Origin of the sequence: Hymenobacter citatus (assembly GCF_014333615.1) — a bacterium.
GTDB lineage: Bacteria > Bacteroidota > Bacteroidia > Cytophagales > Hymenobacteraceae > Hymenobacter > Hymenobacter citatus.
The window spans coordinates 33,739-54,264 of record NZ_JACSCY010000021.1 but is presented as its reverse complement, the minus strand read 5'-3'; the positions used below and the strand labels follow the sequence as shown (position 1 = coordinate 54,264).

The window sequence follows — 20,526 nt, the reverse complement described above, 5'->3', positions numbered from 1 at the left end:
AGTTTAGAAACTATGTGTGAGATAGGAACACAAAAGCCTATATCCCTACCCTACTGTCAGCACAATTTTTCCTTTCGATTCGCCTTGCTCGCCGTATTCCTGGGCGGTACGGGTTTCAGACAGCGGGAACGTGCGGTCTATAACCGGGTGAATGGTGCCGGCTTTCAGCCACGCCGAGAGGAGCGCCATATCGGAGCCGCTGTTTTTGGCCATGAAGGCTGCTTGCTTTTTGCTCGAGAAGGCTGCTGATATCACCGCTGCGGCTATAGCTTTAGGGTCGGGCTGGGTGGTCACGTAGCGGCCGTTGTTGCGCAGGCAGGCTTTGCTTTCCGAGAAAGAGCTTTTGCCAGCTGCGTCAAATACTACGTCGTAGCGGCTTTGGTCTTTCGTGAAATCGTGCTCTTTGTAGTTATATACCTGCGAAGCGCCCAGGCTGCGCACCAGCTCCACGTTGTCGGGGCCGCAGGTGCCAATCACCTCCCCAGCGCCCAGCGCCCAGGCTATTTGCACGGCCATAGCGCCTACCCCACCCGATGCCCCATTGATGAGCACCCGGTCGCCGGAAAGCAAGGGGGCGTGGTCGCGCAGGGCCTGCAACGCCGTGATGGCCACCAGAGGCACGGCAGCAGCCTGCTCAAAACTCAGGTTATCAGGAATGAAAGCGCTTTCCACTTCTTCCAGCACAGCATACTCGGCGTTGGCGCCGCCCATGCCGGCCACCATGCCATAGACCCGGTCGCCGGGCGCAAACCGCACCACGTCGTCGCCCACGGCGGCTACCTCGCCCGCTACGTCGCGGCCCGTCAGTTTCGGAAACGTGGGGGGCATTATCAGCTTCATGGCGCCCTCCCTTATTTTCCAGTCGACGGGGTTGACACTGCTGGCCTGTACCCGCACTAAAATTTGCTTGGCTTTGGGTGTGGGTGTAGGTTGCTCGCCGTAGTGCAGTACGCTGGCGGGGCCGTACTCATTGAAATATATTGCTTTCATCGGAAGTGGCTTAAGAGTAAATACTTCCTGATGGATACGCGTGAGGCCTACCCTGTAGTTGCCAGCAAAAAACTATGGCCGGATATCTTACACCAAAAAGCCACCGTACCAGTACTGGTACGATGGCTCTGGTAGCCGTCGGCATTCTCCCCTCCAAGGTAGCCGACAGCAAATCGGGTGCAGCCTATGCGGCGCAGTAATAGCGGCTTCCATTTGGGTCAGACTCAGCTTCGTTTCGGGTACTCCTACCCTCGGGAAGCTATGTACAGACCTTTGCTGGCCATGTGTGCCGTATGGATTCTTGTGTAAAGCAGATGCGTTGGTCCTGCACAACCGACCGCCTGTGAGCTGCCGCTGTCGACACTCATCAGCCTGTTTGTTGCCGGCAACTCATTTGCCTGAGCTACTATGCTACAAGAATACGGAGACGCAATTAAGAGCGCGTTAAAAGAGAATTAAAAAGAAATTAAATCGATCTGTATTCACATAAATTCTTGTAATACAACTGTTTATTTTTAAAAAAGATACTCAGCGTTGTAGGGTGCGCTTGCGAAAGAATGCTGTCTTGCAGTTGCTTAAGCGGCCGGTAGGATCAGCTCCACTTCGGTGCCTTCGTGCAAACGGCTGCGCACGTGGATGCTGCCACCGTGCAGCTCCATGATTTTGGACGTGAGCGGCAACCCAATGCCGTGCCCAGGCACCGTACGCACGTTATCGGCCCGGAAGAAAGGCACAAACACCTGCTGCTGGTCCTCTGGGGTCATGCCTACGCCCTGGTCGCGCACCAGCAGGTGCACGGCGCGCGGCGCGGCGAGCAACGTGGCCACGATGGGCTGCGTGGGGTCGGTGGAGAACTTGCAGGCGTTTTCGAGCACGTTGAGTATCGCCGACAACAGCAGCGCCTCGTTGCCGCGCACCACAAACGGGTCGGCAGGGTGGCCGGAGTCGGCCTCGCTGAACTCCAGGTCGACGCGGTGGGTAGGGTGGCGCCGCCTGATTTCCTCGTGGGCCTGGAGCAATAGCTCGTCGAGGCGCGTTGGGGTGAGGGGCACCTGCGAGGGGTCGTCGGAGGCGCGGGCAATTTGCAGCAGGCCGTTGGTGAGGTCTTTCAGCAGACGGGCCGCATCGAGGGTGCTGCGCAGCACCCGCCGGTACTCGGCGGGCGGGCGCTCCTCCTGCATCAGGGCCACTTCCAGCTCCCCAATGAGAGCCGTGAGGGGGGTACGCAACTCGTGGGACGCATCGCGCACAAAGGTGCGCTGCCCGGCAAACGCCGTTTCGAGGCGGTCGAGGAGGCTGTTGAACCGCTGCGCCAAGTGCGACACCTCATCCTGCCCGTCGGTTTTGGAGAGGCGCTGGTGCAGGTCGGAGGCCGTAATGCTGTCTACCTCATTCACCACCCGCTTCATGGGGCGTAGGGCTTGGCCAGCAAAAAACCAGCCGCCCACGCCTACAATCCCAAACGACACCAGTAGGCCCACCAGCAAAATCAGGCGCAGATTGCCCAGCTCCCGCTCACTGTCTGTGTCCATGGAGGAGGCCACCACCACAAAGGTGCCGCGCCGCGCATCGCGGTAGCGCAACGCAACCGTTTGGTGGTAGGCAGCATCGTGCCGGACGCTCCGGCCCGCGCGCCGCGCCTCCTCCAGCAATTTTCCCGGTGCAGGCTTGGCCCGCAGCGCGCCTTCGTGAAAGACAATGGAGTCCTGGCTGTTGTAGACACGCGCTTCTTCCTGAGGCAGGGTGCGGTAGAACTGGCGCAGGTAGCGCCGGTACGACGCCCGACTGGCATCGGTGCGGTTGGTGCCATCCAGGTACACGTGCCCCACAATCTGGGCGCGGCCTAACAGGCTCTCCGTGAACAGCGCCCGCCGGGCCTGGTAGGTGAAGGCATAAATCACCAACGAAAACACCAGCAGGGTGCAGCTCACAATCAGCCCGAACTGCAGCGCCAACCGAAGACGAATAGACATAATGTTGATGTGCTGGATTTTTGATGTGCTGATTGGTTGATTGTTGATGTGCTGATTGTTGATGTGCTGGTTTGGCGATGTGGTGATGTGTTGAGGAATTGTCATCCTGAGCTTGCGAAGGACCTTATGCCAGTTAAACGAGTCGTTGCTACGTCAATCGTTCTAGCGTAATAAGGTCCTTCGCAAGCTCAGGATGACAATTCCTCAACACATCACCACATCGCCAAATCAGCACATCAACAATCAGCACATCAACAAGCACCGCATCAGCCAATTACTCCTCCTTCATAGTATAGCCCATGCCTACCAGCGTGTGGATGAGCTTGGGGGTGAAATCCCGGTCGATTTTCTTGCGCAGGAAGTTGATGTACACGTCGATGACGTTGGAGCCGGTATCGAAGCTGGTTTCCCACACCTGCTCCAGAATATCTACCCGTGATACCACCCTACCCTTGTTGCGCAGCAAAAACTCCAGCAGGGCAAACTCGCGGGCGGTGAGTTGAATGGCTTGCCCGGCTCGCTGCACGATCTTGGTTACGGGGTCGAGGGTGAGGTCGGCCAGGCGGAGTACCACGCCGGCCGTACCGGGCGCTTCCTGGTGGCGCCGTGTGAGGGCCCGGATGCGCGCCAATAGCTCCTGGAAGGCAAAGGGCTTCACCAAGTAGTCGTCGGCACCAGCATCGAGGCCCCGAATCTTGTCGTCGGTTTCGCCCAGGGCTGTCAGCATCAGAATAGGCACCGAGGAGAGGCTTTCGCGGATGCGGCGGCACACTTCTATGCCGCTCAGGCCGGGCAGCAGGTTGTCCAGAATCACCAGATCATACCCGTTCACCAGTGCCAGGCGCAGGCCCAACAGGCCATCGGAGGCAATGTCAACGGTGTGGGTTTGCTCGGTGAGGCCCTTATGCAGGAAGGCCGCCACCTTGGGCTCGTCTTCTACCAGCAGTATTTTCATGAGCAATGATACGCAGCCAACGCCGGATGGGGAATCTATTTTCTACCTTTGATTTGATTCTACCTTCTGTCCATGCACCATTTGATCTACATGAGCACGGCCGTGCAACCGCTGAGCGATGCTGAACTAAGCACGCTGTTACACCAGGCCCGCCTCCGTAACGAACACGATAATATTACAGGCGCACTCGTGTACGGCGACGGACGTTTCATGCAGATTATTGAAGGCGACAAGGCAGCACTTGACGACCTCTACGCCCGTTTGCTGTCCGATAAGCGGCACGTAGGCCTGGTGAAGCTGGCTGATAAGGAGGTAGCTGCGCGCAGCTTTGCCGGTTGGTCTATGGCTTTCCGCCCCGTGTCCGACGAAGAGTTTACGAACATGGCAGGCTACGTTCAACCCACGCAATTAGACTTGCAACCGCTTAACTTGAGCGCTGCCGATGCGTTGCTGCTGCACATGATGCGCAGCTTCATTATGCAGCCCCCAGCCGAGTAACGCTCCTACCCTACCCCGTACTCCGCAGCCGACGCGCCAGGACGCTAATGGCAGCGCGGGCGCGGAATTTCACCGTGCTCAGTGGCTCGCCCAGGGCCTCGGCAGCCTCTTGCTGCGTGTAGCCCTGGAAATACAGCAAATCCAGCAACGCCTGTGCAGCCGGCGACAAATCGTGCATCAGTTCGCGTATGGCCACGTGCTCTGGGCGAACAGTAGCGGCATGTGGCTGAAGGGCCGTTGGCAGCGTACCTAAGGGCAACGTGGTATGCTCGGCACCCCGTGCGCGCTGTGTCCGCAGCTCATCAATGGCTTTGTTACGGCAGATAGTGAGTGCCCAGGTAGCCAGGCGCCCCTGCGTGGGATGGTAGCTCGGGAAGGAATGCCAAATCTTCAGCATACTCTCCTGCAAAATACTCTCGGCCAAATGGGTATGCTTCACAATCCGCAGAATGACCCCGTAGAGCATGGCGCCATACTGATTGTAGAACAGCAGCATGGCCGTTTCGTCGCGCTGATAGAGGCGTTGTATCAGCGTAGCCTCCACAGCCATTGGCTCAGCAAGCAGATGGGCTTTGGCGGTAGAGAGAGGCGTCATAGCAGAATAGGAACGTGCAGACTAGCTATTCCCCGCTATAGGTGGCGGGTTACCTCTGCAGAGGTGGCAGCGAGAGAAAGTAGTTAATCGGGTTGATGCATGAGCCAGGCCGCGGCCGCGGTTTCTTCTTCGAATGTCTGGTAGTTCATGGCTTGCTGCTGCGCCCGGTTGGTGAGTTGGCTGGTGGTGTGGCGGGCAGCGGCCTGGTGCGGCAGCACAATGGCTCCGTGCCGATAGCCGGCGTCGTGCATGGCATGGGGCAGCCACTCCTGTAACATCCAGCTCAGTTCCTCATCACTTAGTGGCTGCATGGCCTGCTGAATGGCCAGCACCTTGCTCCAGCTGTGCCGTACCAAGGCCCGTGCCACATGATGCAGCAACGCCCGAAACGTTTCGGTGTCCCGCTCGTTGGCACTCCATTTTAGATATAAATACCGGCCGGCAGCATTTTCCAGAATACGACCAGCGGCGTTTTCAAAGTATATAGGAAGAACAGGGGCATTACTCATGGAGGGGACTGGATAAATAGCAATTTGCCGTTACGACGATTTAGCCGGCAGAGTTGTACGCCTACTGGCGCTGTAACCGCAAAAACGCAGGCGGCTCCGCCCTTTTGGGCGGTTTGCTTCGCTGCCCAGCCGCCTGTGCCGCCGGGATGCTGCTGGTGGTATAATTTTAATAGAGCGCCCCTACTTGTCTTGCGCGCACATCTGCGGTTTGGCCCAGCACCCTATTACTACGCTATATCCTGCTTTTATTATTTTAAAATGTTTAAAACCAATTATTTACAATAAAACAACAATCCGTTTAATGCAAAACGCAATCCGATAGGCTACCGGATTGCGTTTATCTTTTCGGATTTATTTTATCACTATTCTATTTCGTTTCCGCGTCATGATCACGCTTTACGACACCACCGGGCAGCCCGTCGTATACGTTGACCCGGCTTGCCAAGGGTTATATAATGCCAGCGGCCAGCTGCTGGCCTGGTTCGAAGAAGACCTGCTCTACTCCACTAACGGCCGCTACTTAGGCTGGCTGTACCAGGGCTGGGTATATGACCGCAACGGCAATCCGGCGCTGTTTATGAGCACAGCCGTGGGTGGCCCGCGCCGGCCCGCCGTTGATACCTCGCAGCCCACGCCCTGCTACTGGCTGAACCGGGCTACCCCGCGCCGCGCTACCACTCGCCGCAAGGCCCGGCCGGCCCGCCGCCGTCGGGCTACGGACTGGTCTGCCCTGTCGGGGCCGGCGTACTTTGCGCAGTAAGCCAGCCCCTACCCGGGTTTACTTCTTCGTCATCTTATCCGACAGCAGTTTGATAAAATAGCCCCCTACCACCGAGCGGGCCTGGAAGCCCACTTGGCGGGCGTTGGTGGTTTCGTGCCAGTCGGTGAGAGGCACACGCACGGGCGTGTCGTTGGCAAACTGCCAAACGGGCGCCACTAAGGCCTTAAAATCGGCTTCGCGGTCGGCCAGGGTTGCCGTCCACATAATCCAGTCCGATTTGGTGTAAGTCTTGCGGCTGTCCAGGGGTAGGCCGTAGCGCTGCTGGTGTTTGAGGTAGAAATCCATTTCCTGCCGGGCTACCTCCTTCGGAAATACATTCAGATCCAATACCTTGTCCCACACCAGGTTGTACTTCTGGCTCCAGGAGCCGGCAGGCTTATCGAAGGTAAGGGCGTAATGGTCGCCGTCGCGGGCCATGGTTTGCCAGCGCTTGGCCATGTCGCGGGCCAGGGCCATGTACTCGTCGGCCGTTTTCTGGTCGCCGAGCTGCTGGGCCATCTGGCCGTAGCAGGCAATGCCCATAATGGCTTTCACCGAGAGATTGGTGTTGCGGGCCAGATGGCCGGCAAAGTCGTCGGTGCTGAGCTGGTTGGCCGGGTCGAATCCGTCGCGCTTCAGGAACCCTACCCACTTGGTAAGGGTAGGCCAATGCTCGCGGGCGAAATCAGCCTTGCCGTCCATCTTCACAGCGGCGGCAGTCAGAATCAGCATGTTACCGGCTTCCTCCACGGGCATGTCCTCGCCGTAGGTCTGGCCATTGGCCAGCGGGTAGGTGCCAATGTCGTGCGCCGGAAAGTCCTTCTTCCACCGGCCCGACTCGCTATAATCGAAGATGAAGCGCAGCAGTCCTTTGGCCAACTCATTATTATAGAGCAAGAACATAGGCGCCGAGGGGTAGGTCACGTCCACAGTACCGATGGAGCCATTCGAGAAGTTCTCCTTCGACAGGAAGAACACCTCTCCTTTCGGGCCAGCCACAATTTTGTGGGCCGCAATGGCTTGGCGGTAGGCCAGCTGGCACAAGTCGGCGTACTCTTTGCCGCCGGCGGCCTGGGCATCGGCATATAGCTTCTGGTCGAACTCCGTGCTTTTGCGGCGCAGGCGCGTATATTCTTTCTCGGCCGTTTGCAGCGCCTTCGCCATGGTCATGGCCGGGTCGCGGCGCCACCAGCCGCGCAGGTTTTGCCCAAAGTATTGCACCGAGTACAGGTCGTCGTAGCCCAGCAGTACGTGCTGCTCGGTGGGCTTGGTTACGCGGCCCAGGTCCAGCACCGTAGCCAGGGCCACGCGTTGGGCGGCGCCGGTTTGCGGCTTGCTGGCCGCGGCTAGCTTGCCTGATTTGGCGAAGTCGCTCTGCAAGGCCGAAGTGGTGCCGCTGGTGGTTTGGGCGGCTTTGGGCGCGGCTAGGTAGGCATAGCCCCAATCAATACGGACGTTGTCGCCAGCCTGGCCCAGCACAGGCTGCGCCGTGGTGCCTACCGCCTGCCACGTCAGGCTAGCGTCGCTGCCAGTCTGGGTTTGCACATTTTGGTAGGGCGAGTTGGCAGCAACGGTACCAGCTTCAGTCAGCAGCACCTGCACGGTGTGGGGCTTGCCATCGGTGGCAGCGGCGCCCAGCGTGATGTAGCTTACGGGGCGGGCCACCGTTTCCAGCTCATCCAGCAGCAGCGGCGAGAGGAAGTTGGCCGTGAGGCGCACCGGACCAGCCTCGAAGGTGTAGTTGGTTTGGGTAGCCGTGAGCGTCACGCCTGTTTGGCGAGCCGTGGGAATGCGCTGCTGCGGCATTTCTACGTAGATACCCGCATCCAGATGCTCGCCACCCTGCGGGCTGACGCAGTGCATAGCCAGCACATTTTCGCCAGTATGCAGGGCCTTACGGGCTGCTTCGGGCACGGCAAAGTATTCGTACTTCCCGTTATATTTTTCCTGCTTGGTCAAGAGCACACCGTTGAGGTACACTTCCACGTCGTCGTCGTGCCAGAGCAGCAGCGTGAGCTTGCCTGTAGGCAGCGGCGCGGGCACCGATACGGTCCGGCGCACCCAAATGTCGCCCTCCGTCCAGTTGGTACCTTTCAGGCTGCGGTTGTCGGTGAAGGGCGCGGGGCCGGTTTTCCAGCTATTGGCGGCTGCAAACGTTGTCTTCTCCCAGCCATCGGCAGGCTTGCTGAAGGTGTAGCGTGCCTCATACGGCTTTTCCTGCGCCGTCGGAATCACAGCGCGGTACTCGGGTGCTGCTTTGCCCAGAAACTGATAGGTTTTGCCATCCACCCGCACCATGCCTTCCAGGGCTTGCGGCTCGCCGGTCCAGTGGCGGGTAGGCGCGGCCGTCAGTGTATCGTTGAAGGCCCAAATGCTGAAATAGGGGTCGTGGGTGACGAGGGGGTAGGCAGGCGGGCGCAGAGTTTGGGCCATCAGGCTGCCCATACTAAGCCAGCTACTGCCCAGCACCAGAATAATCCGGGAAATACGCGTCATACAGATAGAAAGAAGGTTAGGTGAATGGAGGTGCGAGGTGGGAGTTGTGAGCTGTGCGTTGCCAATTGCGAAGTGAAAATCGGCTGTCATCCTGAGCTTGCGAAGGTCCTTACCACGCTGGAACGGCAGGCGTACCAACGACTAGTTCAACTGGCATAAGGTCCTTGATGACAGCCGATTCCCACCTCGCAACTGGCAACGCACAGCTCACAACCTCACTGATTTACTAACTTGAAATTTTCAAACGTACCCACGGCAGATGCTGGCCCTTGGGCAACCACCCCTACCCGCACGCCCCGGTCCCAGGGTGGCAGGTAGGCGCCATCTACTGTAGCATTGGTTGGCGGCGACTGCCAGGTTTTGCCTGCGTCGGTGCTCCAGCTGAAGTGGTATTGGTTGCCTTTCGCCACCTGCATGCGTAGCTGAACAGCTTTGGCACTCGGCAGAGGGCTAGTAGCCAGCACATTTTGCTTGCCTTTTGTGCGTTGCCATAGCTGCATTTGGCCGCCACCAGCCGTGAGAGCCAGAGCGTTATCAGGGTCGCCGTGTGCGGTGAGGCCAGCAGTGGCGCCAGTGGGCAGAGAGGCCGGATTGAGCAGCGTGGTGGTGACGGTGTAGGCAGCGGTATAAGTAGGCTGACCCAGCACCGCGCCGCTGCCTTCGGGGCTGGCCGTGAGGCGCAGCTGGCCGTCTTTCACCTGAAAGGTAGGTTTGTGCTCTACCGGCCACTGCCAGGTAGGCAACAGGGTAGCCTTATTGAACTCGTCGGTGAGGTTATGCGCCGTAAGGGTCGGCGCGGCGCCTACCGTGGTGCTGCGCCCCTGAAACTCGGGCCAGCCCTCGGCATTCCAGGTGAACTCGCTTAGCACACCCTGGCGGCCCACATTCTGAAAGCCCTCGCTATCATAGGCATGGTGCAGCAAAAACCAGCGGCCGTTGCGCTGTACCACCGTACCGTGGCCGGGGCACTTCCAGGTGTCGTTGTTCACCATGATGGGGTTTTTGCTGTACTTCTCCCATGGCCCCAGCAGGTTGCGCGAACGGGCTACACCGGTAGCATAAGTGCAGCCATTGCCGCAGCAGCCGTTGCCAGCATAGAAGGCGTAGAAATAACCCTCGTGGCGTATCATACTTACACCCTCTACCAGGCCAGCTTCCCAGGCAGCATCGTTGCGGAATAGCTCACGCTTTTCGCCCAGCAGCGCCGTGCGGTCGTCGTTGAGGCGCTGCGCCCAGATGGGGGTAGGCTGGCCCACACTGTTGCCGTCTTCCTTCCAGATCAAATAGAGCTGGTTGTTTTCATCGCGCATTGGAAATGCGTCGATGGAGCCATCGGGCTGGCCCACCAGCGGGCCGTGGTCGTGGTAAGGGCCGGCTGGATTATCGGCTGAGGCCACTCCCACCGCTAAGTTGCCCCCGCGCTGATGCGCGGTATAGAACACGTAGGTTTTGCCGCCTTCCTGGCTGATTTCGGGTGCCCAGAAATAATAATCGGCCCAATCTGGACGGCCCTCCGGAAACACGTGGCCCACCAGCTCCCAGTGCGCCAGGTCTTTCGATTTTAGCAGCGGAAATACAGGACCCCAGTTGGAGGTAGTGGCCGTAGCCCAGTACGTATCGCCCACCTGCACCACCGAGGGGTCCGGAAAATCGCCAGGCAAAATGGGATTGGCAATGGTAGCAGCAGGCGCCGGTGTGGCTGTAGTGGTGGGTGCGGTCGACTGCTGACAGGCGCCTACGCTCAGGCCGCCTACAAGCAATAACGCAGCACGCTGCCGGGCAGCGGAAAGAATAGAAAGCGTCACGGTGTAGAGAGTGAAGAAGAAAGCAGTAACAGGAGCCAATAGGCTCTGCTGGCAATATATGCAAACGTTTGCATACACCGCAAGTTCTTCCTCCATTCTCTGCTAAAACCATTTAGCAGGATATTCCATTTGCTTGCTTGGCTACGGTATCCAAGGAAGGCGTGCCTTGCAGCGACGACTCACGGATAAACAGCCGGGGCTGCAGAATTACTTGACGTTGTAGAAACGCACTGTCGCCGCGCGACTCCGCCAGCTCCAGGAATAACCGCACGGCCGCCTGCCCCATTTCCTCACAGCGCTGATCAACCGATGTGAGCATGGGCTCGGTAATGGCCGTGAAAGCTTCGTTGCTGAAGCCCGCCAGCGCAACCTGCTGCGGCACCGCCACGCGCTTGCTTTTCAGATGTTGCAAGGCACCCAGCACTGCCGTATCACCAGCCGAAAACACTGCATCAACCCCACCATCCGGCAAGGCCAATAGCTGACGCATACTTTCCGTGCCGTCTTCCAGCGTCATATCGGAGTATATAATCAGTTGCTCGTCGGGGGGTAGTTGATAGCTTTCCAGGGCATCGAGGTAGCCCTGGCGGCGGTTGCGGTAGATGTTTAGGTGTTGTGGGCCAGCAAAGTGGCCAATACGCCGACACCCTTGCTCCAGTAAGTGGCGCGTCACCTGGTAGCCGCCGTCGTAGTCATTGAGTACCACGGCATTCACCGTATCACTTTCCAGCACCCGGTCAAAAAACACCAACGGAATGCCGCGCTTGCGCACTTTCTCGAAGTGCCGAAAATCGTTGGTGTCCCGCGAGAGCGAAACCAGAATACCGGCCACTTGGGCACTCAGCAGGGTTTCCACGTTTTTGCGCTCTTGAGCCACATCCTCGCTCGATTGGCAGATAATTACGTTGAAGCCTGCCTTGCTGGCAGCGGTTTCAATCCCGTGCACCACGGTGGCAAAGAAACGGCCCTCAATGTAGGGCACAATCACGCCAATGAGCTTGCTTTGCCCCTTGCGCAACGCAGCGGCGAGGTGATTGGGCTGGTAGTTCAACTTTTTAGCCAGCTTCAGCACTCTTTGCTTGGTGGCAGGCCCAATGCTGTGATGGTCGCTTAGGGCCCGCGAAATGGTAGTCATGGATACGCCCAACTCACGGGCCAGATCGGCCATGGATATGGGGCTACTCGTAGCATCCACTGTTTTCTTGGAGCGAGGGGCCATAGGTTCTTGTCTAATCTGATTTTGTGGCTCGGCGCTTACAGATAACCGAAGCCATTGCATTTTCTACAATACGATCTGCTTTACAATTCTGTGCGTGAAAGCAGGCGTAGGGGCATACTTGGTTGTATCAAACAAAGATAGCTATGTCGGGAATGCTGTCGGGTAAAACTTGGCCCTACCCCCGGCGCCGGTCAGTTGGCACATTGGGTAGCAAGTCGGATAGTATTCCCGGCCGAATTTACTTAACTAGCATCCTTTACACAATCGTTTATGTAAACCTCACCCAATATATGAAAAAGCATCTATTGTGGCTGCTTTTGCTACTGAGTTATCAGTTGCAGGCCCAAACGCCGCTTATTCCGGCCCACGACCCGGTCATGATTCAACAGAACGGTACGTACTACATGTTCTGCACCGGGGTGGGTATTGCCGTATGGTCGTCGAAAGACCGGCAGCATTGGCAACCGCAGAAGCCGGTGTTTGCGGCGGCGCCTGCGTGGGCTGTGAAGGCTATTCCAGGCTTCAAGAACCACATTTGGGCGCCCGATATTTCGTTTGCCAACGGCCAATACAGCTTATTCTACTCGGTATCGGCTTTTGGGAAGAACACCTCGGCTATTGGCTTGGCCACCAACAAAACGCTGGACCCTACCTCCCCCGAGTTCAAGTGGGTGGACCACAGCTTGGTGGTGCAATCGGTGCCGGGCCGCGACATGTGGAATGCCATTGACCCCAACTTGGTGCGCGACGCGACCGGCACCCCCTGGCTGACGTTTGGCTCGTTCTGGGACGGCATCAAGCTGGTGCAACTGCGCCCCGACCTCACGGGCCCTGCCGAGCCGCAGCAGTGGCGCACCATTGCGCACCGCCCCCGCGACCCAAAGCTGAACGACTCCCTACCCGGCGACGGGGCCATTGAGGCGCCATTTATTTTCAAGAAGGGCAAATATTATTACCTGTTTGCTTCCTTCGACTACTGCTGCCGGGGCCCGCAAAGCACTTACAAAATGATGGTGGGCCGCTCAGAAGACGTGCGTGGCCCCTACCTCGACCGCACTGGTGCCCGCCTCGACCAAGGTGGTGGCACGCTGGTATTGGAGGGCGACAAAAACTGGTATGGTGTGGGTCACAATGCGGTGGCTACTTTCAACGGCACCGATTATCTCATCTTTCACGGCTACGACGCCGCAGATAAGGGCCATTCTAAATTACGCCAGGAATCGTTGCGCTGGGATGCAGCTGGCTGGCCAATGGTCAGCACAAATTAGCCGCTGGTTATTTGGTTGTTTTTTACACAATCGATTGCGCGGTTATAAAATCGTTTTACCTTTACCAGCGGCCTCCCCGGCTGTCTATCACATTTACCAACCCACCACATGCGCTATACACACCTATTGTTGGCGGCGGGCATCAGTCTGCCTGCTCTTTCCGCTTCCGCTCAGACCGTACAAATGACCGTGCAGCCCGGCGACCCTAAACTCATTGTGAGCAAGCACATTCAGGGGCAGTTTGCCGAGCATTTGGGCCGCAATATCTACGGGGGTTTCTGGGTCGATAAGGACCTGAACGTGCCCAAGAAAGGTCGTATTCGGATGGACATTGTGGAGGCGTTGCAAAAAATTCATGTGCCTAATCTGCGTTGGCCCGGCGGCTGCTTTGCCGATACCTACCACTGGCACGACGGCGTGGGGCCTACCGCCCAGCGCCCCAAGATGCTGAACCTGTGGTGGGGCAACACCTTAGAAGACAACAGCTTCGGCACGCACGAGTTTTTGGAGCTGTGCGACATGCTGGGTACCGAGCCCTACCTGGCCGCCAATGTGGGCAGCGGCACGGTGGAGGAAATGAGCAACTGGATGGAGTACCTCAACTCCAACGAGGATACGCCCATGGTGCAGGAGCGCAAAAAGAACGGTCACGCCGAACCCTACAAAGTGAGCTGGTGGGGTATTGGCAACGAAAGCTGGGGCTGCGGCGGCAACATGACGCCCGACTATTACACCGACGTGTATAAGCGCTACGCCACCTTCGCGCACGACTACCCCGGTACTCAGCTGAAGAAAATCGTGAGCGGCGCCAACGGCGACGACGCCAACTGGACGGAAGTATGCATGAAGAAAATACCCCGCAATATGATGTGGGGCCTCACGCTGCACTACTACACCCTACCCACCGGCAGCTGGAGCGGCAGCAAAGGCGCAGCTACAGGCTTCGACGAGCAGCAGTATTTCAACACCCTGCGCAACGGCTTGAAGATGGACGACATCGTGACCCGACACGCGGCCATCATGGACAAGTACGACAAGGAAAAGCGCGTGGCCTTGCTGGTAGATGAGTGGGGCATCTGGACCGATGTGGAGCCCGGCACCAACCCCGGCTTTCTGTACCAGCAAAACACCCTGCGCGATGCACTGCTGGCGGGTACTACCCTCAATATCTTCAACAACCACTGCGACCGGGTACGCGGGGCCAACCTGGCCCAGGCCGTGAACGTGCTGCAAGCCCTGGTGCTAACGGATAAGGAAAAGATGCTGCTCACGCCTACCTACCACGTGTTCGACCTGTACCAGGTGCACCAGGATGCGCAGTATATGCCCCTAGAGTTCAAAAGCCCCGACTACGTGATGGGCAACGAGAAAATTCCGGCCCTGAATGCCTCTGCCTCCAAAGACAAGAATGGCGCGGTGCATATTTCGCTGGTGAACCTGGACACTAAAAAGACCATCAACCTGGAAACCGCCCTACCCGGCGTGAGCTGGAAAAACGTATCGGGCCGCATCTTGACTTCCAATAGCGTGAGCGACTACAACACCTTCGAGAAGCCGAACAACCTCAAGCTGGCCGAGTTTAAGGGCGCCAAGAAGAAGGGTGGTAATCTGGCCGTAGCCTTGCCACCCAAGTCGGTAGTAGTGCTGGAGCTGAAGTAGGTATCATCTAAACAACCCGCATGAAACTCGCTTTTCTACCGCTGCTATTGGCCACCACCAGCGCCTTAGCGCAGGCCCCCGTCACAACTACCCTACCCACGCGCCAGCCTGGCAGCAACCCCATCATCCTCGAAAAATACACCGCCGACCCGGCGGCGCTGGTGCAGGGCAACACCGTGTATCTCTACACCGGCCACGACGAAGCCCCGCCCCGACAGGAACGCTACGTGATGCACGAGTGGCTGTGCTATTCCTCTACCGATATGGTGAACTGGAAAGAGCACCCCTCGCCGCTGAACGTGAAGGAATTTGCCTGGGCCAAAGACGACGCCTGGGCCTCGCAGGTGATTGAGCGCAACGGCAAATACTACTGGTATGCGGCCGTAGAGCACGGCACCATTCCGGGCAAGGCCATTGGGGTAGCCGTGGCCGATAGTCCGCTAGGTCCCTTTAAGGACGCCCGCGGCTCGGCGCTGATTGCCAACAACATGACGGAGAGCAAAATCTCCTGGGACGACATCGACCCTACCGTCTTTATCGACAAAAAGGGCCAGGCCTACCTGTTTTGGGGTAATACCGTGTGCCGCTACGCCAAGCTCAAGCCTAATATGACGGAGCTGGACGGTCCCATCCAAACCATTGAGGTGCCGCAGTTTACGGAGGCGCCCTGGGTGCATGAGAACAACGGCTGGTACTACCTGAGCTACGCCACCGGCTTCCCCGAGAAAATTGCCTACGCCATGAGTCGCAGCCTCACCGGCCCGTGGGAATACAAGGGCATCCTAAACGAAATAGCCGGCAACTCTAACACCAACCACCAGGCCATCATCGACTTCAAAGGCAAGTCTTACTTCATCTACCACAACGGCGGCATCAATACCGGCGGCAGCAGCTACCACCGCTCCGTCTGCATCGACTACCTCTACTACAACAAAGACGGTACGCTCAAACGCGTGCAAATGACTTCGGAAGGCGTGCAAGCCGCGAAGTAGGATAAGTCTGAATATACAAGAACGTCATTCCGAGCTTGTCGAGGAATCTCGCTCGTTAGTAATTCCAATCGTCAGGAAATTACTAACGAGCGAGATTCCTCGACAAGCTCGGAATGACGTTCTGCTTTAAATATGATATGTTTTCCTTTACCGCTGCCCAACAGCCGGCGCCTTGCTGCTCGGTTCCGCTACCAGTGGCGTGCTGCTAATTTGCTGAAACGTGATACCCGACGCCGAACGGAGCTTGGTGATAGTGAGTGGCTGGGTAGGGAAGAAAATGCTGGTCATCACCGTCAGGCCATTATCGGCGAACAGCTCCACCGAGGCCGCATCGAAGTACAATGTCAGTTCGGTGCCGGCGGCTGTGCTCAGGCGCGGGGCCGTGCTCCTACCCTTGAATTTGGGGCTGAAGTCGTTTTTGCCTGCCTTGCTGCGGTCGATGAAATACTGCTTGGCGTTTTTATCGTAGCCCAGGACCAGCTCTTCGCCGGCGGCGTTGCTTAGCACCAGCTCAAAATCCTGTAGCTGCTGGGTGCTGAGCGTGAGTTTGCGCTTGCCGGTGGTGCTGCCCAGGCGGGCCGTGAGGTCAGTGGGGGATTTAGCTGTGATATTTTGCAGGGTAGTGGTCTGGCCGGCGATGGTGCGCAGCTCGGCGGCGGGCTGCGAAATGAGGTAGATTTCGCCGTTTTCCTGGCGCAGGCCCAGCTCGCGCGGGATGGTCATGGCGCTGCGCCAGGGCGAGGTGGGCACCTGGTTGGCATACTCCCAGTTGCTCATCCAGCCCAGAAACAGGCGGCGGTTGCCGGTGTTGTTCCACGTCACGCCAGCGTACTCGTCGGGGCCGTAGTCGGCCCATTTGGTTTTGGTATTGAGGGGTGTAAACGTCTTCCCATCAAACTGTCCCACAAAGTATTGTGTGGCCGATCCGCCGTTGGGCCCGCCGGGGTTCAGGTTCACGATGAGCACCCAGTAGGATTTGCCGTTGAGCGCGAGCGGGAATAAATCGGGGCACTCCCACACGCCGCCGTGGGCGCCCAGCTTTTCGCCGAACTCGCTGAGCTTGGTCCAATCCTTTAGGTTGGGCGAGGCGTAGAACGTGATGCGGTCCAGGGTAGCCAGGGTCATCACCCACTGCTTCGTGGCTTCGTGCCAGCTCACTTTTGGGTCGCGAAAATCCTTGATGCCAGGGTTTTTCAACACCGGATTCTGCGCGTATTTCTGCCAGGTTTTGCCATTGTCGAGGCTGTAGGCCAGGCTTTGATTTTGGTAGGTGTTGGAGCCATTCTTTTCGCCTTTGGGGTCGTGGTGGGTGAAGATGGCTACCAGAGCATTTTTGCCAAAACCGGCCGTGTTGTTGGCATCTACCACGGCCGAGCCCGAGAAGATGTAGCCCAGACTATCAGGATACAGGGCAATGGGCTGCTCCTGCCAGCGCACCATGTCGGGGCTGGTGGCGTGGCCCCAGTGCATGGGGCCCCATACCATTCCTTTAGGGTAGTATTGAAAGAACAAGTGGTAGGTACCCTGATAGTACACCATGCCGTTGGGGTCGTTCATCCAGTGCGCGGCCGGCGTGAAGTGGTAGGCCGGGCGGTACTGCGGGGTAGCGGGTGGCACGGCGGCAGAGTCGGCCGGCGCAGTGGAAGCGGTGGTGTTGGTCGTGGTGTTAGTATTGGCGTCGGAGCTGCACGCCGCCAGGCCCGCCAAGGCCAGCAGCAGAACGGGTGAGTATTTCATACTACAGCAAGAAGAGTGGGTAGGAACAGACAAACTACGCCGGGCGGGCTGCCAGCAACGCCGCTACATCGGCCTCGCCAATGGCGGGGGTAGCGCCCTGATGGGTAGCCACCAGCGCCCCCGCGGCGCAGGCAAAGCGCAGCATGGCGCTCGGCTCGTCGCCGGCCAGCCAGCCTTTCAGTAGGGCGGCCAGAAACGCGTCGCCGCTCCCGATGGTGTCGCGCACGGTGATGGGTAGGCCGGGGGCCTGGTAGTGCTGGCCGCCAGTGTAGAGCAGGGCGCCCTCGGCGCCGCAGGTCACGCACACGGCCTGCAACTGGTAGTGCATAGCCAGCCACTGCATGGCCTCGGCGCGGTCTTGTAGCGCTTCCTGGCCCAGCCATTGCATCACTTCCGCCAGCTCGTGGTGATTGAGCTTCACCAGGTTGGCTTTGCTGAGTAGGTGCAGGGTGGTTTCAGGGGTATAATACGGGGGGCGCAGGTTCACGTCGAACACCCGGAAACGGGCCTTTTCGAGCAGGCGGTACAGCGTCTCGCGGCTGCCCTCCTGGCGGGCGGCCAGGCTGCCGTAGACCAGCACATCGGCTCCGGCCACCAAGTCGGCCAGTTCCGGCTCGTACTGAATATAGTCCCAGGCTACGGGCTGCACAATCTTATATACTACCTCGTGGGCGTCGTCTACGTTGGCTTTCACTACCCCTGTGAGGTGGGTATGGCCTTGCTGCACATAGCTGGTGCTCAATCCCTTCGACTCAATAAACGCCAGCAGCTCCCGGCCTAGTTCGTCGTCGCCTACCCGGCTGATGAGCTGCACAGGCTGCCCCAGCTGATGCAGGTGCACTGCTACGTTGAAGGGTGCCCCGCCCGGCTGCTGACCGGTAGGTAGAATATCCCAAAGTACTTCGCCGAAGCAGATAACAGTGCCCATGGTTGTAGGTAGGTTAGAGAGTAAAGCAGCGAGACGCCAAGCGGCGAATTGCCGGAAGTGGGTGGAGCATTCCGCTGCGCTTGCTGACGTATTTCTACGGTTCTGTTGGTAATGTAAAGAGAATACGCCTCAGAAAGCAACAAACGGCTACCGTATGCAATAGAGCACTTCTTCGTAACAAAAACGCCCGGCTCAGTCGGCCGGGCGTTTTACCATTCTAGAATAGACCAACGCTTAGGTTACTTCTTTGCAATGCGATACAGCTTGGCGCCGTGCCGCCGCACGTAGGGTGCAAACTCGCCTGCCACCGGCGCCAGCTCCTGCCCCGACCACAAGTCGCGCACGGTGCAGGTGCCCGTAAGGCCCAGCTCGCGCAGCGACACCCGCACCTGCACCGAGTCAGGTGGGGCGGGCTGGTAGGGGCTTTGGGTGAAGACCAGGAACTGCACGGTGCCGCCCGTGTTCTGCACCGCCCCAGCTTGGTCGAGCCCTACGCTACCCGTCAGATGCGTCATGCCGGCCGGCACTTCATACTCGATGATGGAATTGGCGTGCGTGCCGATACCGTGCGCGTAGGTCTTGCCCCCTACCCGCAGCTCCCCGCCCGACACGCTTTTGTCAATTGTCGTTTTGCCCCAGCCCGCCGACGCTTCCTTCCACGGAATGCTGGTTAGGTCCAGCGTTTTGCCGTTGCCAGTGAGGGTAGGCGCCAGCCAATTGGCGTGGTCCCAGGCGCTGCCGTCGCCGCCGTCGCGGGCGTTGAGGTAGAGCGTGCGGGCACCTTTTAGGTCTACGTCCAGCGCTTTGCCTTGGCCGGGTGTTTGGCGACTGATGGTACCGCTATTCCACGCGGCGGCGCTGGCCGGTAGTAGCTCCTGGTCCTGGGCGTTGAACACGGCCAGGTACTTGGCGCCGGTTTTGGGGTCGTCGGCGGTCCAGGCTACCAGGTCGCCATGGCGGAACAGCTGGCGGTTGTTGGTGCTGGTGTTCAGCACATTTAGCACCTCTTTGTTGGTCAGCAGAGACAGCGTAAACGGGTCGTTGCTGGGCAGGTCGCCGCCAAACATCAGCGGGGAGCGGAAGATGCTCCATAGCGTCATGAGGGTGTACTGCTCGTCGCGGGTGAAGCGCGTCATGCGGTCGTCGCCACGCTCGGCCCGAATGCCCAGGCGGCCCATGGGCAACATGTCGGCATCGGGCCAGGCGCCGGGCTGGCGGTAGGGGTTCCAGCGGTTACACACGTCAAAGTGCTCTTTCAGCTGCTCCCAGCTGTCCCAGAAGTCGCCCACGGTGCGCCACATATTGGCGTGCTGCTGGGCGTGCTGGGCGTTGGCAATGGGCGTTTCGCCGGGCGACATGCTCAGCACAATCTTCCTCCCCGACTTATCAATAGCCCGCCGAATCATCTCGATTTCCGGCGCATGGTAGGGCTCCGAGAGGTCGTCTATCTTCACGAAATCCAGCCCCCAGCTGGCGTAGAGCTTAAACAGCGAATCGTAGTACTCCTGCGCGCCGGGCCGGCCGGCCACCACCGTGTACATATCGTGCAGCCACGCGGCCTGGCCTTCTTTGGAGTAGATGTCGGCGGCCGTGGCCTTGCTGCCCAGGATGGGTAGCTTGCGCTGCACAGCCACCACTGGCACGCCCCGCATGATGTGAATGCCGAACTTCAGCCCCTTGCTGTGCAGATAGTCGCCTAGCGGCTTGAAGCCCTTCCCTCCGGCTGCCGACGGAAACCGGTTCACAGCCGGCACAAACCGCCCGTACTGGTCGATATTGAAGTCGGGGTTTTTCTCATTGTATCCGTGAGCCGTGTCGTTGCCCACGTACCAGCGAATATCCACCACCACGTACTCCCAGCCACTGCTTTTGAGGTTTTTGGCCATGTAGTCGGCGTTGGCTTTCACCTCGGCCTCCGTCACGGTAGGGCCGTAGCAGTCCCAGCTGTTCCAGCCCATGGGCGGGGTAGGCGCCCACTGATGAAAGTCGGAGGCAGGAGTCTTTTTCTGAGCAAAAGCCACTGCGCTACTAGCTAGTAGCAAGGCTATTACAAAAAACTTGGTAGGATGAGTCACTAGAAGTAGTAGAAGGTGGAAAAGACAGAACAGGGTGCACGCAATGATAAAGAAAAAGGGCCAGCGC

At 58.6% G+C, this 20,526-nt stretch carries 16 protein-coding genes; 5 read left to right on the top strand and 11 right to left on the bottom strand.

The window, feature by feature from the left end:
• Window positions 1–45: 45 nt before the first annotated feature.
• The 3 genes from H8B15_RS19095 to H8B15_RS19085 form a co-directional block, all read right to left on the bottom strand.
• Window positions 46–990 carry an NADP-dependent oxidoreductase gene (locus H8B15_RS19095; protein ID WP_187321253.1) on the bottom strand — a complete coding sequence of 315 codons (945 nt, stop codon included), beginning with the start codon at window positions 988–990 and terminating at the stop codon, window positions 46–48.
• Window positions 991–1,565: 575 nt separating this feature from the next.
• Window positions 1,566–3,068: a HAMP domain-containing sensor histidine kinase gene (locus H8B15_RS19090; RefSeq protein ID WP_187321252.1), complete on the bottom strand. Its 1,503-nt coding sequence runs from the start codon at window positions 3,066–3,068 to the stop codon at window positions 1,566–1,568.
• A gap of 169 nt (window positions 3,069–3,237) precedes the next feature.
• Window positions 3,238–3,918, bottom strand: coding sequence for a response regulator (locus H8B15_RS19085; protein ID WP_187321251.1), 681 nt, complete (start codon window positions 3,916–3,918; stop codon window positions 3,238–3,240).
• A 72-nt stretch (window positions 3,919–3,990) separates the two neighbouring features.
• Between H8B15_RS19085 and H8B15_RS19080 the strand changes: the two genes are divergently transcribed.
• Window positions 3,991–4,416, top strand: coding sequence for a BLUF domain-containing protein (locus tag H8B15_RS19080; protein WP_187321250.1), 426 nt, complete (start codon window positions 3,991–3,993; stop codon window positions 4,414–4,416).
• Between the two features lie 10 nt (window positions 4,417–4,426).
• Here H8B15_RS19080 and H8B15_RS19075 read toward each other — a convergent pair whose 3' ends face one another.
• The gene (locus H8B15_RS19075) at window positions 4,427–5,011 is read right to left on the bottom strand and encodes an RNA polymerase sigma factor (RefSeq protein WP_246455718.1); all 585 of its coding nucleotides are present in this window, start codon (window positions 5,009–5,011) and stop codon (window positions 4,427–4,429) included.
• An 83-nt stretch (window positions 5,012–5,094) separates the two neighbouring features.
• On the bottom strand, window positions 5,095–5,520 hold the full coding sequence (locus H8B15_RS19070) for an STAS/SEC14 domain-containing protein (RefSeq protein WP_187321249.1): 426 nt from the start codon (window positions 5,518–5,520) through the stop codon (window positions 5,095–5,097).
• A 385-nt stretch (window positions 5,521–5,905) separates the two neighbouring features.
• Here H8B15_RS19070 and H8B15_RS19065 point away from each other — a divergent pair, with 385 nt between their 5' ends.
• Window positions 5,906–6,280 carry a 4-fold beta flower protein gene (locus H8B15_RS19065; protein ID WP_187321248.1) on the top strand — a complete coding sequence of 125 codons (375 nt, stop codon included), beginning with the start codon at window positions 5,906–5,908 and terminating at the stop codon, window positions 6,278–6,280.
• Window positions 6,281–6,298: 18 nt separating this feature from the next.
• Here the strand turns inward: H8B15_RS19065 and H8B15_RS19060 are convergent, their stop codons facing one another.
• The 3 genes from H8B15_RS19060 to H8B15_RS19050 all read right to left on the bottom strand — a co-directional run bounded on the left by H8B15_RS19060 (window position 6,299) and on the right by H8B15_RS19050 (window position 11,800).
• Entirely contained in the window at window positions 6,299–8,776 is a 2,478-nt protein-coding gene (locus tag H8B15_RS19060; RefSeq protein WP_187321247.1) for a glutaminase family protein, read from the bottom strand.
• Window positions 8,777–8,991: 215 nt separating this feature from the next.
• Entirely contained in the window at window positions 8,992–10,581 is a 1,590-nt protein-coding gene (locus H8B15_RS19055; protein WP_343069185.1) for a family 43 glycosylhydrolase, read from the bottom strand.
• 112 nt (window positions 10,582–10,693) lie between these two features.
• Window positions 10,694–11,800: a LacI family DNA-binding transcriptional regulator gene (locus H8B15_RS19050; RefSeq protein ID WP_187321245.1), complete on the bottom strand. Its 1,107-nt coding sequence runs from the start codon at window positions 11,798–11,800 to the stop codon at window positions 10,694–10,696.
• Window positions 11,801–12,090: 290 nt separating this feature from the next.
• On the opposite strand from H8B15_RS19050, the gene H8B15_RS19045 reads away from it, so the two are divergent.
• From H8B15_RS19045 to H8B15_RS19035, 3 genes are all read left to right on the top strand, one after another.
• Window positions 12,091–13,068, top strand: coding sequence for an arabinan endo-1,5-alpha-L-arabinosidase (locus tag H8B15_RS19045; protein WP_187321244.1), 978 nt, complete (start codon window positions 12,091–12,093; stop codon window positions 13,066–13,068).
• Between the two features lie 108 nt (window positions 13,069–13,176).
• On the top strand, window positions 13,177–14,727 hold the full coding sequence (locus H8B15_RS19040) for an alpha-N-arabinofuranosidase (RefSeq protein ID WP_187321243.1): 1,551 nt from the start codon (window positions 13,177–13,179) through the stop codon (window positions 14,725–14,727).
• A gap of 20 nt (window positions 14,728–14,747) precedes the next feature.
• A complete protein-coding gene (locus tag H8B15_RS19035) occupies window positions 14,748–15,719 on the top strand; it encodes a glycoside hydrolase family 43 protein (protein ID WP_187321242.1) in 972 nt (323 codons plus the stop codon).
• A gap of 147 nt (window positions 15,720–15,866) precedes the next feature.
• Here H8B15_RS19035 and H8B15_RS19030 read toward each other — a convergent pair whose 3' ends face one another.
• From H8B15_RS19030 to H8B15_RS19020, 3 genes are all read right to left on the bottom strand, one after another.
• Window positions 15,867–17,456, bottom strand: coding sequence for a glycoside hydrolase family 32 protein (locus tag H8B15_RS19030; protein WP_187321241.1), 1,590 nt, complete (start codon window positions 17,454–17,456; stop codon window positions 15,867–15,869).
• A 34-nt stretch (window positions 17,457–17,490) separates the two neighbouring features.
• A complete protein-coding gene (locus H8B15_RS19025; RefSeq protein ID WP_187321240.1) occupies window positions 17,491–18,384 on the bottom strand; it encodes a carbohydrate kinase family protein in 894 nt (297 codons plus the stop codon).
• A gap of 239 nt (window positions 18,385–18,623) precedes the next feature.
• On the bottom strand, window positions 18,624–20,405 hold the full coding sequence (locus H8B15_RS19020; RefSeq protein ID WP_187321239.1) for an NPCBM/NEW2 domain-containing protein: 1,782 nt from the start codon (window positions 20,403–20,405) through the stop codon (window positions 18,624–18,626).
• Window positions 20,406–20,526: the final 121 nt, after the last annotated feature.

Bases quoted from the DNA above. Each gene is read 5' to 3' on its own strand.
- H8B15_RS19075 (WP_246455718.1), bottom strand. From the start codon at position 5,011: ATGACGCCTCTCTCTACCGCCAAAGCCCATCTGCTTGCTGAGCCAATG.
- H8B15_RS19095 (WP_187321253.1), bottom strand. From the start codon at position 990: ATGAAAGCAATATATTTCAATGAGTACGGCCCCGCCAGCGTACTGCAC.
- H8B15_RS19040 (WP_187321243.1), top strand. From the start codon at position 13,177: ATGCGCTATACACACCTATTGTTGGCGGCGGGCATCAGTCTGCCTGCT.
- H8B15_RS19030 (WP_187321241.1), bottom strand. From the start codon at position 17,456: ATGAAATACTCACCCGTTCTGCTGCTGGCCTTGGCGGGCCTGGCGGCG.
- H8B15_RS19090 (WP_187321252.1), bottom strand. From the start codon at position 3,068: ATGACAATTCCTCAACACATCACCACATCGCCAAACCAGCACATCAAC.
- H8B15_RS19025 (WP_187321240.1), bottom strand. From the start codon at position 18,384: ATGGGCACTGTTATCTGCTTCGGCGAAGTACTTTGGGATATTCTACCT.
- H8B15_RS19080 (WP_187321250.1), top strand. From the start codon at position 3,991: ATGCACCATTTGATCTACATGAGCACGGCCGTGCAACCGCTGAGCGAT.
- H8B15_RS19050 (WP_187321245.1), bottom strand. From the start codon at position 11,800: ATGGCCCCTCGCTCCAAGAAAACAGTGGATGCTACGAGTAGCCCCATA.
- H8B15_RS19085 (WP_187321251.1), bottom strand. From the start codon at position 3,918: ATGAAAATACTGCTGGTAGAAGACGAGCCCAAGGTGGCGGCCTTCCTG.
- H8B15_RS19045 (WP_187321244.1), top strand. From the start codon at position 12,091: ATGAAAAAGCATCTATTGTGGCTGCTTTTGCTACTGAGTTATCAGTTG.
- H8B15_RS19065 (WP_187321248.1), top strand. From the start codon at position 5,906: ATGATCACGCTTTACGACACCACCGGGCAGCCCGTCGTATACGTTGAC.
- H8B15_RS19060 (WP_187321247.1), bottom strand. From the start codon at position 8,776: ATGACGCGTATTTCCCGGATTATTCTGGTGCTGGGCAGTAGCTGGCTT.
- H8B15_RS19035 (WP_187321242.1), top strand. From the start codon at position 14,748: ATGAAACTCGCTTTTCTACCGCTGCTATTGGCCACCACCAGCGCCTTA.
- H8B15_RS19070 (WP_187321249.1), bottom strand. From the start codon at position 5,520: ATGAGTAATGCCCCTGTTCTTCCTATATACTTTGAAAACGCCGCTGGT.